Source organism: Paenibacillus sp. CMAA1364 (assembly GCF_054373195.1).
In genome coordinates this window covers 1-17,015 of the sequence record NZ_JBITNB010000035.1, presented here as the reverse complement: position 1 = coordinate 17,015, position 17,015 = coordinate 1, and the positions used below count along the sequence as shown (strand labels likewise).

General features: G+C 40.1%; 20 protein-coding genes, 1 tRNA gene and 2 riboswitches. Of the genes, 9 read left to right on the top strand and 12 right to left on the bottom strand.

Annotation, left to right across the window (positions count from 1 at the left end; all coding sequences use genetic code 11):
• The first annotated feature begins 2 nt into the window (after window positions 1-2).
• The 5 genes from ACH8E3_RS15515 (at window position 3) to ACH8E3_RS15495 (ending at window position 3,540) form a co-directional block, all read left to right on the top strand.
• Window positions 3-827 carry a hypothetical protein gene (locus ACH8E3_RS15515; protein ID WP_458633549.1) on the top strand — a complete coding sequence of 275 codons (825 nt, stop codon included), beginning with the start codon at window positions 3-5 and terminating at the stop codon, window positions 825-827.
• A gap of 203 nt (window positions 828-1,030) precedes the next feature.
• A riboswitch (cyclic di-AMP (ydaO/yuaA leader) is annotated at window positions 1,031-1,169 on the top strand.
• Between the two features lie 4 nt (window positions 1,170-1,173).
• Window positions 1,174-1,641, top strand: coding sequence for a C40 family peptidase (locus ACH8E3_RS15510; protein WP_458633548.1), 468 nt, complete (start codon window positions 1,174-1,176; stop codon window positions 1,639-1,641).
• Window positions 1,642-1,827: 186 nt separating this feature from the next.
• A riboswitch (cyclic di-AMP (ydaO/yuaA leader) is annotated at window positions 1,828-1,965 on the top strand.
• A 3-nt stretch (window positions 1,966-1,968) separates the two neighbouring features.
• Window positions 1,969-2,442, top strand: coding sequence for a C40 family peptidase (locus ACH8E3_RS15505; protein WP_458633547.1), 474 nt, complete (start codon window positions 1,969-1,971; stop codon window positions 2,440-2,442).
• A gap of 111 nt (window positions 2,443-2,553) precedes the next feature.
• A complete protein-coding gene (locus ACH8E3_RS15500) occupies window positions 2,554-3,057 on the top strand; it encodes a GNAT family N-acetyltransferase (protein ID WP_458633546.1) in 504 nt (167 codons plus the stop codon).
• Window positions 3,058-3,183: 126 nt separating this feature from the next.
• Window positions 3,184-3,540 (top strand): c-type cytochrome, encoded by a 357-nt coding sequence (locus tag ACH8E3_RS15495; protein WP_458633545.1) that lies wholly within the window; start codon window positions 3,184-3,186, stop codon window positions 3,538-3,540.
• Window positions 3,541-3,617: 77 nt separating this feature from the next.
• Here the strand turns inward: ACH8E3_RS15495 and ACH8E3_RS15490 are convergent, their stop codons facing one another.
• A complete protein-coding gene (locus ACH8E3_RS15490; RefSeq protein ID WP_458633544.1) occupies window positions 3,618-3,950 on the bottom strand; it encodes a 4a-hydroxytetrahydrobiopterin dehydratase in 333 nt (110 codons plus the stop codon).
• Between the two features lie 134 nt (window positions 3,951-4,084).
• Window positions 4,085-4,378: a hypothetical protein gene (locus tag ACH8E3_RS15485; protein ID WP_458633543.1), complete on the bottom strand. Its 294-nt coding sequence runs from the start codon at window positions 4,376-4,378 to the stop codon at window positions 4,085-4,087.
• Window positions 4,379-4,571: 193 nt separating this feature from the next.
• On the opposite strand from ACH8E3_RS15485, the gene motA reads away from it, so the two are divergent.
• Both motA and ACH8E3_RS15475 read left to right on the top strand, forming a co-directional pair.
• On the top strand, window positions 4,572-5,372 hold the full coding sequence (gene motA, locus ACH8E3_RS15480) for a flagellar motor stator protein MotA (protein ID WP_458633542.1): 801 nt from the start codon (window positions 4,572-4,574) through the stop codon (window positions 5,370-5,372).
• Window positions 5,356-6,165 (top strand): flagellar motor protein MotB, encoded by an 810-nt coding sequence (locus ACH8E3_RS15475; RefSeq protein ID WP_458633541.1) that lies wholly within the window; start codon window positions 5,356-5,358, stop codon window positions 6,163-6,165. The genes motA and ACH8E3_RS15475 overlap by 17 nt, the downstream gene beginning before the upstream one ends.
• Before the next feature lie 83 nt (window positions 6,166-6,248).
• Here ACH8E3_RS15475 and ACH8E3_RS15470 read toward each other — a convergent pair whose 3' ends face one another.
• Complete coding sequence (locus tag ACH8E3_RS15470; protein WP_458633540.1) at window positions 6,249-6,950, bottom strand: pseudouridine synthase; 702 nt, start codon at window positions 6,948-6,950, stop codon at window positions 6,249-6,251.
• A gap of 349 nt (window positions 6,951-7,299) precedes the next feature.
• On the opposite strand from ACH8E3_RS15470, the gene tadA reads away from it, so the two are divergent.
• Entirely contained in the window at window positions 7,300-7,797 is a 498-nt protein-coding gene (gene tadA, locus ACH8E3_RS15465) for a tRNA adenosine(34) deaminase TadA (RefSeq protein ID WP_458633539.1), read from the top strand.
• A 43-nt stretch (window positions 7,798-7,840) separates the two neighbouring features.
• Window positions 7,841-8,389 carry a GNAT family N-acetyltransferase gene (locus ACH8E3_RS15460; RefSeq protein ID WP_458633538.1) on the top strand — a complete coding sequence of 183 codons (549 nt, stop codon included), beginning with the start codon at window positions 7,841-7,843 and terminating at the stop codon, window positions 8,387-8,389.
• A gap of 89 nt (window positions 8,390-8,478) precedes the next feature.
• On the opposite strand, the gene ACH8E3_RS15455 is transcribed toward ACH8E3_RS15460, so the two are convergent.
• The 9 genes from ACH8E3_RS15455 to guaB form a co-directional block, all read right to left on the bottom strand.
• Window positions 8,479-9,558 (bottom strand): hypothetical protein, encoded by a 1,080-nt coding sequence (locus ACH8E3_RS15455; protein WP_458633537.1) that lies wholly within the window; start codon window positions 9,556-9,558, stop codon window positions 8,479-8,481.
• A gap of 243 nt (window positions 9,559-9,801) precedes the next feature.
• Entirely contained in the window at window positions 9,802-9,957 is a 156-nt protein-coding gene (locus tag ACH8E3_RS15450) for a small acid-soluble spore protein P (protein ID WP_458633536.1), read from the bottom strand.
• A 30-nt stretch (window positions 9,958-9,987) separates the two neighbouring features.
• Complete coding sequence (locus tag ACH8E3_RS15445) at window positions 9,988-10,332, bottom strand: hypothetical protein (protein ID WP_458633535.1); 345 nt, start codon at window positions 10,330-10,332, stop codon at window positions 9,988-9,990.
• A 99-nt stretch (window positions 10,333-10,431) separates the two neighbouring features.
• Window positions 10,432-10,520: transfer RNA gene (locus tag ACH8E3_RS15440), tRNA-Ser, on the bottom strand.
• Between the two features lie 87 nt (window positions 10,521-10,607).
• Entirely contained in the window at window positions 10,608-11,891 is a 1,284-nt protein-coding gene (serS, locus tag ACH8E3_RS15435; protein WP_458633534.1) for a serine--tRNA ligase, read from the bottom strand.
• A 73-nt stretch (window positions 11,892-11,964) separates the two neighbouring features.
• Window positions 11,965-12,549, bottom strand: coding sequence for a pyridoxal 5'-phosphate synthase glutaminase subunit PdxT (gene pdxT / locus ACH8E3_RS15430; RefSeq protein WP_458633533.1), 585 nt, complete (start codon window positions 12,547-12,549; stop codon window positions 11,965-11,967).
• Window positions 12,550-12,568: 19 nt separating this feature from the next.
• Entirely contained in the window at window positions 12,569-13,450 is an 882-nt protein-coding gene (gene pdxS, locus ACH8E3_RS15425; protein WP_458633532.1) for a pyridoxal 5'-phosphate synthase lyase subunit PdxS, read from the bottom strand.
• Window positions 13,451-13,569: 119 nt separating this feature from the next.
• The gene (locus tag ACH8E3_RS15420) at window positions 13,570-14,967 is read right to left on the bottom strand and encodes a D-alanyl-D-alanine carboxypeptidase family protein (protein WP_458633531.1); all 1,398 of its coding nucleotides are present in this window, start codon (window positions 14,965-14,967) and stop codon (window positions 13,570-13,572) included.
• A gap of 139 nt (window positions 14,968-15,106) precedes the next feature.
• A complete protein-coding gene (gene guaB / locus ACH8E3_RS15415; RefSeq protein ID WP_458633530.1) occupies window positions 15,107-16,564 on the bottom strand; it encodes an IMP dehydrogenase in 1,458 nt (485 codons plus the stop codon).
• Window positions 16,565-17,015 lie beyond the last annotated feature (451 nt).

The window sequence follows — 17,015 nt, the reverse complement described above, 5'->3', positions numbered from 1 at the left end:
TAGTGAGGACAAATATTGTTAATGGCTGGATAAGCTTAAAGAGTCAATTCTATGTTGTGATTATTCTATTTCTATATCAACTACTATTCAGTTACTTTTTGTACCGTTTAGTGAATTCAGTCGTAGTTCCTTTACTTCAGCGCTACCCAGATCCACCTCCCACGGAGTTGAGTCAGATTCTATTCTATGTTGAGGGGCAATTAAATCTCACGCACAGTCAAACCGTTCATAACTATATGTGGATTCTGCTAGGTATGTTACTATTCCGGATGGTTCTCACCCCTTTCATTCATTCGGGCATATTCTATGGACTGCATCAAGAACGTAAAGGTGAGAGCGGTCTTCACTTCTTTCAGGGTATGAGATTGTATGCTAAACCCATCATGTTATTCTACTGGATCGAAAGTATTCTGGTTCTAATTCCTGCATACTGGTTAATTCCTAAGTTATACACGACTATCCTAAGCGGATTCATGACACCGACTATTCTATTTCAAATTATACCCTATGTATTGGGATGGGCCATTTACCGATATGTCATTCATCAAATCATGCTGTTCATGCAATTTGGAATCACGGGTTCTGCAGATATCTTCTCCTCTACTAAGATTTGTTTGCGTAATGTTCTTCCCGTGATAGGGATCTCTCTCACTTTGGGTGCAGTCAGTTTAGTGTTCTTCTGTTTATTCACAGGTCTTTCACTTATATGGTCGGGACTGATTACTTTGATACTTCAACAGTCATACCCACTCATATCATCACTATTTAAATTTTGGCATATCTCTTCGCAATTTGATGTATGGTACTCCAAAATTCACATGAAATAAATGAATCCAATTATATTTGCTACCATCCTATTGTTATGGGAAGCCTTCCGCTCTTTCTTCCGAAAGAGCGGAAGGCTTATTGGCGTTTAGACACAAATACATTTGCTAAACTGTAGATGCTCTGTTAAGATATCACTAGTAACAACTTTGTAACCTTTAGAACGCATTATTACTTTCAGTTATCTAAACATTGTCACTTATTGGTGCATCATCAGCCGAATCCCTTAGCACCAGGGGGCGGGGGATCCAATTTCATGGGTGAATTGATCTCCAATCAGGAGATCATAGGGAACCTTCAACCGAATCCTTAAGCTAACCTCGCAGGCATTGGAAGGGGACAACGTAATTGAACAAGAAGTTAACAACAGGGGTATTGAGCTTGGCTCTTGCTTTAACCATTGGAACAGGTAGCGCATTTGCAGATTCAACGATGGACTCCGTAATTGATCGTACGATAGGTGTAAGTTATAAGACCGGTGGAACAACGACCAACGGATTTGATTGCTCTGGATTTACTCGCTATGTATTCCTGAAATTAGGTGTCACATTACCTCGTCAATCCTCAGCACAGTTCAAGACTGGTACGGCCGTATCACGCAATGAGATGAGACCTGGAGATCTAGTATTCTTTAATACTTCTGGAAAGGGAGTATCTCATGTTGGAGTATTCGTGGGTAATGGAAAGTTCGCACACTCCTCTAGTTCACGTGGAGTTATGATCAGTCCCCTCAATCAAAGTTATTACGCTAAGCGGTATGTGGGTGCTAAGCGCGTCATGAGCACGGCTAAATATCAAGCCACGGCTTACAATTAAATATAAGAAATGCCATCATAGGACTTAAAAAGGAGACTGTATCTCTTTTTTAAGTCTTTTTCGTAAGAAAATGAGATTATTCACCCTAAATATGAAAGAATCAATTGCCAAATTTACAATCCTTTGCTACAATAAGTCCAGTAACTACATAGTAACAATTTTGTAATCATATTTGTAACATATATGTTAACTACAAAGCCGAATTCCCGACATACTGGGAAGTGGGGGAACCGTCTTGGGTGAATTGATCTTGCAACAGAGGGATCATAGGGAACCTTCAACCGAATCCTTAAGCTAACCTCGCAGGCACCGGAAGGAGTTATTTTTTTGAAGAAGAAATTATTATCAGTTGCGCTAGGAATGACTTTATTACTCTCCGTTGGAACTGGAAGCGCTTTTGCAGATTCAAAGCTAGATGCAACGATTAAGCCTACGATTGGTACAGCGTACAAAAGTGCTGGCGTAAGCACTAGTGGCTTCGATTGTTCAGGATTTACTATGTATATTTTTGATAAGCTTGGCATTGACTTGCCTCGTCAGTCGAGTTCTCAATTTGCAACAGGGACATCTGTCTCGCGTAGTGATCTAAGAGAAGGTGATCTTGTCTTCTTTAGCCTTAACGGAAGAGGCACGGTATCACATGTAGGAATTTACGTAGGTGATGACAAGTTTGCACACGCATCTTCATCTAAAGGTGTTATTATTAACTCACTTAGCCAAGCCTATTACACAAAAGGTTACGTCGGTGCTAAAAGAATTATGAGCGATGATACTCATGCATCTGTTTCTCTTAATAATTAAACAATTATTCACTTTATTAAACCTACAGTGGGGATTTCTTTTCAATCTCCCTGTAGGTTTTTTCATGATTTGATAGATGAATAGCATATATTCTATACAGAAAGGAAACGAATGATGATTCTACCCCAATTAAAGGTTACAACTATGGAGATTGATCATGCCCGCGCCATATGCAGTTGGATCCACCCTTCCCCTTATGATATCTATGGTTGGATGCCTTGGGAGCAGATGGAGGCGTTAGGGATTGAGTTCGGTGACCCCACTATTCGTGAAACACAATATGCTTCAATTACGAATGAACATGGCGAACTCTACGGATTTGCTCAATTTTTTAGATTAGAGGGTGTTATCCGATTGGGTATTTGTCTACGTCCTGATTTATGTGGTCTGGGTTTAGGGAAATCCGTTGTACACTCTATCGTTCAAGAAGCCATACGACGGTGCCCTAATGATGAAATTGACTTAGAGGTACTTACTTGGAACAACCGTGCCATTAAAGTGTATCTACAGTCAGGATTTGAAATTACGGATACCTATGAGCGAGTTACACCCACTGGCATGCAGCCTTTTTATTGCATGGTTTATAGACCAACCAGTAATCTCTATGATAATTAGCACATCTTTATGGAGGAATATAATATTCACTGGATTTTTTGTTTCTTTTTTGACACAATAGCTATGATGTCTGTTCCCTATCCGTTATAATAAGATTATTAGCTTACATAAGAAAGGACGAATAAAATGCAAAAGTATATTATGAGTGGTTTCTTTTTTACTGCATGTATTCTAGCGATTGTGCTTATGTTTACATTGCCTGGTCAAGGGGACGTAGACAAAGTAGCAAAACCGACTATGCCTGAAGTTGTATTGGATCCATCAGCAGCTGAAACGCTTGTTAAAGCTAGTTGCATTTCTTGTCACGGCGATCAGCTAGAAGGATCTGTAGGCCCTAGTCTACAAAATATTGGTACCAAGATGTCACCTGAAGCGATTTATTCCATTATTAACAAAGGTAAAGGTATTATGCCTGGTTTCAAAGATACACTAGCAGAGGAAGAAGTAGCTAATGTAGCTCAATGGCTTGCTCAAAAGAAGTAATATAGAATACAGAAACGGGAACCCTTCATACGAAGAAGGGTTCCCGTTTCTGTATCAATTCCTATAACTTTCATTAACTATTTACTCTTCATAGTCTTTACATCATGATCCTTCTCATTCGAACACATTTTTTCAAAAACGTCGTTGTATTGTTTTGCCTCTTTCATATCTACCGCTGTGAGATACCCTTCATCCCATGATGTGAGACGTAGCGTTACAACCCGATAATCGATGGTGATGAGAGGATGATGGTTAAAGGCTTCAGAGATAGCTGCTACTTCTCCTACAAAGGAAATTCCTTTTAGAAAACTTGAAAAGGTGAACTTGCGTTCTATAAAACGCTCCTCTACTAACTCCCAACCTTTAAGCCTACTCAAATGCACGTCCAATTCTTCTTTTGTATACGTCACTATTTAAGTTGCCACCTTTCCCTACCAGTGATCTATTTGCGACTAAGAATACCTCAGTTACATCCTAATGGAGATGACAGTTATATCTCTTATCACTATATTCCTTCAATTGTAAGTTCATGCACCCAACTGAGTTAGATTAGTGACACCATAGCTAACTCAGTATCCCCAATAAGAATATTGATTCGGTGGTTCTCAGCATCATGAATCACAAATCCACTTCCAACAGCTATAGAAGGATTACTACCCAAACCATAGAATAAGTCTTCCGCCAAGGCCTCCATTACTTCATTCTTATCCTCATCGGGTAGCATCATCCATTCCTCTTCTTCCATCTCAAAGAATAAATAACTATCCGTTATCCGACCAACAGCTTCTGTCAACTCCTGGAAAATAACCTCATAATCACGCCCATGTTTAACACCCATTGTATACCCCTCCAATTCGTTTTTAAGACAACTTTTATAGTTCATATCATTATACAGGAAAATAGCACTTAAATAAAAAGCCCTTTATGTCGATAAATAATATAATGCTTCTCTTGTGCGACAGTCCATCATTTATATTTTCATTTGGCGGCATGAAAGGATTCAAATTTATTTCTCATGGATGAGGTGTAAAATGGAAATTTCAACGGTTATTGGGTTAGTTTTGGGTCTAGTTTCAGTTATAGTTGGTATGCTTCTTAAAGGCGCTCCATTAGGTGCGCTAGTTGTACCTGCAGCATATTTAATTATTTTGGGAGGTACCGCTGCAACCATATTTATGGGATTCCCGATGTCAGAGCTTAAAAAGTTTCCGAAGTTGATTAAAATTGTCTTCTTTAAACAGAAGTCAATGGAAAAGAACGAAATGATCACTTTATTTATGGAATGGGCATCTATCACAAGACGTGAAGGATTACTTGCTCTAGAATCCAAAGTAGAAGAGATTGATGATACCTTTTTACGCGGTGGCATGCGAATGATCATTGATGGGAATGACCAGGACTTCGTGCGTGATGTTTTAATGGAAGACATCAATGCGACAGAAGACCGACATAAGGGTGGGGCTCTTATCTTCTCTCAAGCCGGTATGTACGCTCCTACTCTAGGTGTTCTGGGTGCAGTTATAGGTCTTATCGCTGCATTAGGAGATATGGAAGATATGGCTAAGCTTGCCCATGCCATCGGTGCAGCCTTTATTGCAACATTACTCGGTATATTCATGGGTTATGTTATCTTCCACCCTACGGCTAATAAGCTTAAACGTATATCCAAAGCTGAGATTGAGCTTAAACTAATGATGCTCGAAGGTCTCCTATCTATTCAATCAGGGGTATCTACAATTGCTATCAATCAAAAGCTATCTGTTTTCTTAACTCCTTCTGAACGTGCAAAAATGAAAGCTAGGGAGGATGGTTTAGGTGAGCAAAAAGAATAGACGTCATGAGGAAGAGGAACATGCAGATGAGTCCTGGCTTCTCCCTTACTCTGATCTAATGACTCTTCTCCTAGCTCTATTCATTGTTTTATATTCAATGAGTGCTGCAGATGCGGAAAAGTTCGAAGCCATGAGTGAAGCCTTCAGTGCTGCCTTTACTAGCGGATCTGGTGTACTAGAACACACCTCAGCCATTCCAAAGGATAAGGCTACCTCCGATGTATCCTCATCTGAAAAGGCAGATGCACAGAAGGTGACTAAGAGCCAACAAGCTTCACTTATCCGACAAGAGCAAATTGATCTAGAGAAATTAAAACAACAAATTGATCAATATATTCAAAAGAATAATCTCACAACCCAACTGGATACGAAGCTGAATAACTCTCAGTTAATGATTACGATCAGTGATACAGCACTTTTCGCTTCCGGTAAAGCTACAGTTAAACCTGAATCAAGACAATTGGCTAATGCTATATCTGGTATGATTCAGGAGTTTCCTGATTATGACATCATCGTCGCAGGACATACGGATACCATTCCTATTGCTAACAGTGAATATTCATCTAACTGGGATCTAAGTTCAGATCGTGCTATACAATTTATGAAGATATTGCTAACAAATAGCAGACTCGATCCTAAAAAGTTCACTCCCGTAGGTTATGGTGAATATCATCCTATTGTTAGTAATGATACTTCTGCAAATCGAGCAACTAACCGCCGTGTGGAAATATCACTTATTCGTAAGTATCAAGAAAATAATCAGACTCTGAAAGTGACAGATGCTAAGAATTAAGCTGGTATTGAACATAAGATCCATTATCTACATAGAAACGGCAGACAAGGGTAATCCTTCGTCTGCCGTTTCTATGTATCCTTCTATTCTAACTTATAATTCAACATCTTCCCTAACGCTTGTTTATCTTCCAGGTTCAAGTCCCACCAACTCCCGACTTTATGATCACCAAGATGGATGTTCATAATTCGTACACGTTGTAATGCCTTAACTTCGTAACCAAAAGCCTGACACATACGTCGAATTTGGCGATTCTTGCCTTCCGTCAATATAATTCTAAATTGTCTATCGGATAATTTCGTTATTTCACAAGGACGTGTCATTTCTCCTAATATTTTCACACCCGAAGACATGCCTCTTACAAAAGATTCTGTAACTGGTCGATCAACGAGGACTAAGTATTCCTTTTCATGTTTACCTTCTGAACGTAGAACTTTATTCACGATATCTCCATCATTCGTAAGAAGAATTAGTCCCTCAGAATCCTTATCCAATCTTCCTATAGGAAATATCCTCTCTTCGTGACCTACATAGTCAACGATATTACCGTGGATATGCTGTTCTGTTGTACAAGTTATTCCTAGTGGCTTATTAAGAGCTATATAGATATGTTTCTTCTTAGCCGCTAGGGATTGTCCATTTATACGTACATCATCCCCTTGCTCCGCTTGACTGCCTAACACAGCCAATATGCCATTGATCGTCACTTCACCATTCTCTACTCTCTTATCTGCTTCTCTGCGAGAGCAGAAGCCTGTCTCGCTGATGAATTTATTAATTCGCATAATCGTCTTCCACCTCTATATGTAAGTATTCTACTCGTTATTATTAAGGATAACACATCTTCTAATATCTTTGACAATTCCTTATTAAATCAGTCACATGAAAGAGACATTGATATTATTACATGCATTCTCTACAATCAATAAGTAGTCTATTGTACACGGTTATAAAAACATGATCATATTCTAATATTTCAGAGATGTTATGCACATATACACAGAACTATATTTAAATATGTGCATAACTCTGTGTACATGTGATAAGTTATACACATGTTTGTGCACAACATGTTAACAACCGAATATTTGTTCGTTGAATAAGCTAGTATTTATGTTAGGAGGATATCCCATAGTGAGTTACCCACATAATGAATCAACATCTTCAGCTTTCGACCCTTCTGATCATCGATATTGGATGCAACAAGCGATCCTTTTAGCCAAAGAAGCAGAGAATATTGGCGAGGTTCCCATTGGTGCAATTATTGTCCATGGCAATGACGTCGTTGGACGAGGCTATAATCTAAGAGAAATGACTAACGATCCTACTGCACACGCTGAAATGATTGCAATTCGTGACGCAAGTAAACACCTAGATTCGTGGCGCCTACTAGACTGCAGACTATATGTCACTCTAGAACCTTGTCCTATGTGCTCAGGAGCAATTGTGCAATCACGTATACAACAAGTCATTTATGGAACAACAGATCCTAAGGCCGGCTGTGCAGGCACTTTAATGGACCTTTTACAGGAGCCACGCTTTAACCATAGAGCAGAAGTTATCCCAAATGTTCTGCAAGAAGAGTGTGCGCTGCTCTTAACTCAGTTCTTCCGCAAGTTACGACAGAAGTAATAGCTTCTTTCATTCATTTATTACTTGAAAAGGAGATCCTTTGTTGAACCCTACACTTTATGATCAGAAGCATGGAATCTATATGCGCTCACTTCACATTGGTGATAGCACTTGCTTATTAGAATTACGATTACGAACACGCTATACACATGCTGCATTTGAACCTAAACAACACGATGATTTCTATACTCTCTATGAACAGCAACAAATCATTCTACGCCGTATCCAAGATGCAGAGAACGATCAGGCATATGCGTTTGGTATCTTTACAATGCAGGAAAACCTTATCGGGCTAATTACACTATCCAATGTCGCTCGTGGTGTTGCTCAGTTCGCTGATGTTGGTTACTTCATCAAACAGCAAGAACATAACAAAGGATATATGACGGCTGCTTTAAAGTTGATACTGCAGTACGCATTCAAATCCTTGGAACTACATCGCCTTCAAGCTGCTATTCTACCGCATAATATCTCATCACGTCGTGTACTCGAGAAATCAGGATTTCGATATGAAGGTAAGGCACGTCAATATATTAAGATAAATGATCAATGGCAAGACCATCTCATCTTTGCTATGCTTGCGGACGATTAATCATCCATATATTAATGGAGGGTATAGAATGCACAATGGCAGGCCACCGGAATCTCCCGTTGACCTGCCATTGCCATATCTCTGTGTAATTACAGACCTAGACCAAATTCACTTTGTAGTTGTTCCATTGTAATAACATCTTCTCCAGACGGTACACCAATCTTAAATGTTTGCTTCTCATTAATCTTTAAGTATTGGTTCCAACCTTTCAGAGCCATTTTAATATCTTGCTTCGTATCTGGATCATTAACCTCAATATCCATCACCATATCTTGATAACTAATGAAGTCTTTCTTATTGATCGCTGTATTCAAAGTAAATGTATTGATTTTCAGATGATCCTTCATGGACTGTAGACCTTCATTAAATTCCTTTTGGTCCATAGCAGCCAATTCATCTCTAAATTCTTTAATATCTTCAGCCTTCAATTGTAACATTTGGCGATATTCATCTGTATCAATTGTGTTAATAAGATTTGGCAATACCTTCTTAACTAGAATCTTTATGGCTTCTTCAATATTCTCATTTGTTACGTAGAATTGTGTCAACTGTTTCGCTTCTACACCTTCTGGTAGTTTAGCATCTTTAATAGCAATATCCTTGAAGTAAGAAGCTTCATCATATTCCTTAAAAATCACATCCGAAATGTCACTTACTAATTTCTGTGACTTCTCAGTATCTAGTGCAGCTGGGTTAAATTCTGCTCCGCTTTGTTCACTTAATTCTTTAAGATCAATTTCCAAATACTTATTAACAATACTTTCTGGTAAAGGAAGCATTGGGATACTCGGTATTTTAATAAAAATCTTTTCTTTGGTCATTACCATAGGAATTGTAAAACTCATGGACATATCACCTTTAAGATTTAAGCCCATCGTTAGTTCTGTTTGCATTGGGTCTGCTTGATAATAACCATCCACTGTAAATTCAGCATCCTTCAGCATGGTCATAAACATTTCAACGTTGGGATCTGCCGTTAGTTCGGGTGCATTAAACGTAAGATCTTCAATAACAAACTTGCTTTTCATTTCATATGAAGTCATTTTTGTCGTATTTACTGTGGCCTTTTGTAGTGCTACTTTTGGATCCTCTTTACCGCCGCAGCTCGTTAGAACAACACTCATTGTTAAGAGCAACGTAAGTAACATAATTGATAATTTCTTATTCATTTAGTTCTCTCCCCCAGTTTTCTATAACATTTGTCATCTTTTCAATCATAAACTAAATTGAACCAAGACGGAACCCCTCTAGCATTTTTCGCCAATTATAAAACATTATGTATACACGTCTGTTATTATTTCTAGTCAATATATAGCTATAAAAAAAGACTGTCCTTGTTAAAAGTTTTCTAACATGGGTACAGTCTCTTCTATAGAGATAATCCTTCTTACGATTAGACGCTTAAACAATCATTATCCTTGTTTATTTAAATGGTCTACATGATTACGGTTCTTTACCTTCTTAGAACCTGAGAGAGGCTCTTGGTTGGCTTGAGAATCATCTTTATGTCGACGCGCTCCTTGGTTCTCCTGTGCTTCTGGAACAGGTGTTGTTTTTGGCTTACTCATGCTACCCTCACCCTTCGTATTTAATATTCCCTAAGAGGGATTGATTATATTGTGTAGTGACTGAGCACATTCATGAATATGACGTGTATAATCCCCTGCTAGCTCCTGAACAACATCGGTATACCTATCTACAGCACGACCATCCATCTCAACATCAACTAAGGTGACATCAACCTCTCGACTATCCTGGTACGTGCATTGGAAGTCCAGAGAGTAAGCTTGTCTACCTGCTGTACCTATATTGATCCAAATACTATTCTCATCTTTGGCATCAGCCATAACCTTGCTCTGATCCGTTGGATTGAGAACGGAAGGCAGTTGGGACTGCCAAGCATCCACTAGCTGGTCTTGGTTAAGTTGTAAATCTTGATTCATATAGAACACCTCCTCTTGCTTATAAGGTGTGATTTGAACATGATTTTTATACAAAAAAACCATTCTCACTTACTGAGAATGGTTAGTTATTATAAATAATGGCGGAGAGGGTGGGATTCGAACCCACGTGGAGTTGCCCCCTAACGGTTTTCAAGACCGCCCCGTTATGACCGCTTCGGTACCTCTCCAAAAGACATTCAGTTGTTACTTGTTGAGGATGACTTATCCTTAACGACAAGAATTATCATAACATAACTGAACATCAAGATGCAAGCTTATTTTTTAATATTAATACTTTTTATGTTTCCCATATATGGTTGAAGCACATCTGGGATCAACACAGTGCCATCTTCTTGCTGATAATTCTCAAGAATAGCGGCAAAGGTACGTCCTACTGCTAGGGCCGAACCATTCAATGTATGAACAAATTCTGGCTTACCTTTCGCTTCTGGGCGAAACCTAATATTTGCGCGACGTGCCTGGAAGTCTTCCGTATTCGAGCAAGAGGATATCTCACGATACATCCCACTTTCAGGAAGCCATACTTCGATGTCGTATGTCTTAGAAGCTGAGAAGCCCATATCCCCTGTGCATAGAGCAAGTACACGATAAGGTAATTGAAGTAGCTGAAGAACCTTCTCTGCATTTGCAGTCATCTTCTCCAACTCATCATAGGAAGTATCAGGATGGACCACTTTAACGAGTTCCACCTTATTGAATTGATGCTGGCGGATAAGTCCGCGCGTATCTCGACCTGCTGAGCCTGCTTCCGAACGGAAACAAGAACTATACGCAACGACATGTACAGGTAGCTCATCGAGGCTCATAATTTCATCACGGTAATAATTCGTCACAGGGACTTCTGCTGTTGGAATCATATAATACTCTGTATCCTTTAGCTTAAAGAGGTCTTCTTCGAACTTTGGAAGTTGACCTGTTCCACGTAGGCTATCCCCATTGACAATGTACGGTGGTAGCATTTCTTCGTACCCGTGTTCATTGCTGTGGAGGTCCATCATGAAGTTAATAAGCGCACGTTCCAGACGCGCACCCATTCCCTTATAAAAGGTAAACCGTGAGCCTGTTACTTTGGCAGCGGCTTCGAAGTCAAGAATGCCTAAATTTTGTGCAATATCCCAATGCGCTTTGGGTTGGAAATTGAATTGCTTGGGTTCACCATTGCGGCGCACTTCAACATTGTCCAGTTCGGATGTGCCCTGCGGCACAGATCCATGAGGGATATTGGGAATGATCATCGTAAGGTCGGCAATACTCACCTCGAGCTCCCGGACTTGCTCATCTAACGACTTGATCTGATCAGATACAACGCGCATTTCTTCAATTAATGTTTGCGCGTCTTCACCATTCTTCTTAAGCTTGGCCACCTCACCAGAAACGTTGTTTCTGCGGCTTTTTAGATTCTCGCTTTCTTGAAGCAATTCTCTACGACGTCCATCAAGTTGAGGGAAATCCGCAATCAATTCAACTGATTTACCACGGCTTATAAGTGCTTCTTCAACTCTAGAAAAGTCACCACGCAATACTTTTACATCTAACACTGAAATACCCTCCTCAAGAAAAGGAACCTAGACCCTCATCATAGAAAGAGCTACTAGCATCCACTTTGTTGTTTTAATTTAACAATGTCTGACTATCTTTAACCATATTTACAAAAAACTGATGGAGTCGATAGTCATCCGTCAATTCTGGGTGAAATGAGGACACTAATATATTGCCCTGTTTAGCAGTTACAATCTCATCATGATGAGTGGCCAGTACTTCCACTTGATGACCTACATCACGAATAAGTGGTGCACGTATAAAGATAGCTCTGACACGCTCATCGATTCCCTTGATATCCAGATCCGTCTCAAAGCTCTCGCGTTGACGGCCGAAGGCATTCCGGGTGACGGTGATATCCATCAACCCTAAATGCGCCTCATCTTGTCCCTCAATTCGAGCTGCAAGTACAATCAGCCCTGCACATGTTCCAAATATAGGCTTACCTGCTGCCGCAAAGCTCTGAATCGCATCAATGAATCCATATTTACGCATAAGCTTACCTATCGTTGTACTCTCACCACCAGGAATAATAAGTCCTTGTATTTCGTTGAGGTGTTCTATCCTTTTGACAGCTACGCCCACAGCGCCTGCAAGTTCGACACTACGAATATGTTCTGTCACAGCTCCTTGTAACGCTAATACGCCTACCTTCATATATCTTTATCCTTCTTTCTTACCAGCCACGATCCTGCATGCGTTCTGACGGCTTTAAAGATGATATTTCAATACCCTTCATAGCGGCTCCTAAATTCTTGGATACTTCAGCTATTAACTTATAATCTTTGAAATGAGTTGTTGCTTCTACAATAGCACGTGCAAACTTCTCTGGATTCTCTGATTTGAAAATACCTGATCCTACGAATACGCCATCTGCACCTAAATGCATCATTAAGGCTGCATCCGCTGGCGTTGCAACGCCTCCTGCTGCAAAGTTCACGACAGGCAATTTACCTAATTGCTGAACTTCGACTAGTAGCGCATGCGATACACCTAAGTTTTTGGCTTCAGCATACAACTCATCCTTAGACATATTCTGCACTTTACGAATCTGACCATTAATATGGCGCATATGACGTACAGCTTCAACAATGTTTCCTGTTCCAGGCTCACCCTTCGTACGAATCATAGACGCGCCTTCACCGATGCGACGTAATGCTTCGCCGAGATCTTTGGCTCCACAGACGAAAGGAACTGTGAAATCCCATTTATCAATATGAAATACTTCATCGGCTGGTGTTAATACTTCACTCTCATCAAGATAATCTACACCTAGAGACTCCAATATTTTAGCTTCTACGAAGTGACCAATACGAGCTTTTGCCATAACGGGTATAGATACTACCTTCATAACCTCTTCCACTATAGTTGGATCAGCCATACGAGCGACTCCACCAGCTGCACGAATATCAGAAGGAACACGTTCTAGAGCCATGACAGCTGTTGCGCCTGCTGCTTCTGCAATCTTTGCTTGTTCGGCATTCATAACGTCCATAATGACGCCACCCTTTTGCATTTCTGCCATACCTCTTTTAACACGCGATGTTCCCGTTTCCATGTATACGCCCCCTGAAATATATATTCTCAATCCAACTCAACATTATACCTAAACAGTACGTTGATGGGTTAAATAGTAACTCCATTTACTCTACATTAATACATTGTACTATACTGATATTAGAAAAGATTTCTAATTCCGTCAAACAAATCTACGAATAAGTGTTTAATTCCTCTGAAGAATAAGCGGAACCATCCGCCTTTCTCTACTTCCTCTGCAGTAACTAGGTTTACCGTCTGTTGCTGGGCATCAGTCATACCTTCTATTTTGTACGTATAGGTAATCGTTCCGACCTTTGTTCCCTTTGCTAACGGAGCTACCAGTTGATCTTCACCTAGGAGGGTAACTTCTGATTTCACCACTGGATCTTGGGTTCCCTTTGCAACAATAAACTTCACATCAAGATCTGTTACGACTGCAACCTTATTGTTAACGCCCTTCTTAACCGGAACCATCTCTGTTCCTTCGACGGTTGTCTTAGGTGCAATCACTTGTTTGACTTCAAAGTTATTGTAACCGTAGTCAAGAACCTTTTTCGTCTCAACGAAGCGTGCCTTTTCTGACTTAGCGCCCATAACAACACTGATTAGACGCATACCATCTCTTTCTGCAGTACCTGCGAAACAGTACTTTGCACTCGCTGTATGTCCTGTCTTCAAGCCGTCTAGCCCTGGATAGGCATACGCCTTAAAGTTCGTAATATTTTTGTTAGCTTCTAACATCCAGTTATAGTTAACAATCGGAGTCTTATCCCGTTCACGAAATTTATGAGATTGGATAGCAGTGAATCTTGCAAAGTCAGGATGATCTTGAACAATGTTCTTCGCAAGAATAGCTATATCCATTGCTGACACGACCGTTTCTCTATCCTCTGCGGGTCTGAAATCCTTTGGCATATCGGCACGGTCTAGACCTGTAGAATTAATAAAGTGAGCTGTCTTCATTCCCATACGTTCTGCGGTTTCATTCATCATCTGAACAAAGGCCGCTTCTGATCCTGCCACGCGTTCAGCTAAAGATACTGTGGCATCATTGGCAGACCCTACCGCCATAGCTATGTATAAATCTTCAACTGTATGTTGGTCTCCTTCTGCCAAGAATATTCTTGAACCAATCGTTTCATGAGCATTTCTACCCACCGTAACCATATCGTCCCACTTCAATTTACCTTGCTTAACTTGATCAGCTACAATGTATTCCGTCATCATCTTCGTCATACTAGCCGGTGGTAGCGCTAGATCACTATTCACAGATAACAAGATTTCACCGGTAGTAGGCTCAATAAGCACTGCCGATTTGACATCTAGACCAATACTTTCTACGTTTGGAATAGAGGCTGCTTTGGATACAACATTTGTTGCAGGCGCTTCTGTAGCAATACCTGATCCTGTAGTCTCTCCTTCAGCTAACACCACTAAAGGCAATGATGATGTACATAACATATTTAATAGTATAACCGAAGCTACACTTTTCTTGACCCATTGTCGTTTACTTGCCTTTACTCTTTGGACCTTCAATGAATATAAACCCCTCTCTATCTATCAGAATACTATCAAACTCTATTCTAACACAGCATATTGATCAAAAAAAGACAGACAGAGCGAATTTCGCCCTGTCTTTGTCTGTTGAATAACATGGATGAAGGAAAACTCGATATTATACGGAATAATTTGGAGCTTCCTTGGTGATTTGAACATCGTGTGGGTGACTCTCACGAAGCCCAGCGCCCGTAATACGTATGAATTGTGTATCATTACGAAGTTCGTCCAATGTCTGCGTTCCACAATACCCCATCCCTGAGCGTAGCCCACCAATGAGTTGTAGAATAGTATCTGATAAAGGTCCCTTAAATGCAACACGTCCTTCGATACCTTCAGGCACAAGCTTCTTATCATCATCTTGGAAATATCTATCTTTACTACCTTGTTTCATTGCACTGATAGATCCCATTCCACGATACACTTTATACTTACGGCCTTGATAAATCTCTGATTCACCAGGGCTTTCCTCAGTTCCCGCAAATAAACTTCCTAACATCACTGCATGTGCTCCTGCAGCAATAGCTTTTCCGATTTCCCCAGAATATTTAATTCCGCCATCTGCAATGACTGGAATGCCATATTCAGCTGCAACAACCGCACAATCATAAATTGCCGTAACCTGAGGAACACCAATACCTGCAATAACACGAGTTGTACAGATTGAACCAGGGCCAATACCTACCTTAACGACAGAAGCACCAGCTTCAATCAAATCACGTGTTGCATCACCTGTTGCCACATTACCAGCAATAATGGTGAGTTCTGGATACCGATTACGTAAATCACGAACGGCATCAATAATATTTATATGATGGCCATGCGCAGAGTCTACAGTTATAACGTCCACACCAGCCTCAACTAGAGCTGCTGTACGTTCTAATGTATCTTTGGAGATGCCAATCGCTGCACCCACTAATAGGCGACCTTGTGAGTCTTTAGCAGCATTAGGGAACTGAATAGCCTTTTCAATGTCTTTAATTGTAATTAGTCCTTTGAGAACATTATTAGCATCCACTAATGGTAGTTTCTCAATCTTATGTTGTTGCAGAATAACTTCTGCTTGTTGAAGCGTTGTTCCAACTGGAGCAGTTACCAAGTCATCCTTGGTCATCACTGTACTAATCTTAATGTTGTAATCATGTATAAATCGCAAATCGCGATTCGTCAGAATCCCAACTAATTTATTATCTTCATTCACAATAGGTACGCCCGATATACGGAATTTCGACATCACGGCTTCTGCATCAGCAACTAAATGATCGGGAGATAAGGAGAATGGATTTGTTATTACACCACTCTCAGAGCGTTTCACACGATCTACTTCTACTGCTTGCTGTTCTACTGACATATTCTTGTGGATGATACCTAATCCACCTTCTCTAGCAATAGCAATGGCTAAGGCAGCTTCCGTTACCGTATCCATACCCGCGCTAATCAATGGAATATTTAATTTCACATGTTTACTCAATCTTGTAGACACGTCTACTTCCTTTGGCAATACCTCTGACTTGCGAGGTACTAGTAGTACATCATCAAATGTTAATCCTTCTTTACCAAACTTATCTTCACGCACCTTGTGTATGCCTCCCTTTTTAGTAAAACAACTAAATAATCCCTTATAAATACAGCAGAAATTTAATTTCCTGAAAATATATTATTGCAATCTTAGCAAAGGGGGTAGGGGCTGTCAAGAAGATCGGTAGGGTTCATCCATATAGCTCTCACAAAGCACGTTATTTAAGCTGTTGAGTTGACAAGATGACGATTTAATACGTTACTGGGTTGATAGGTTGTTATAACGTTGCGTAACCAATTTATGCGATCATTCATTCACCGTTCCGTTAGATCAAGATGATATAGTTGTAAGGATATTGTTAAAGCTTTTTATTAATTAGCCAGTTAGTTGGGAGGAAATAAGATAGTACTCTAGTTACAGCGTAGAAGAATGAAGTGAATAGGATGCCAGATCTTAACACTTATGTGGAGGTTATGTTGTTCTGCATGGAATAGTTGCATATATAGTA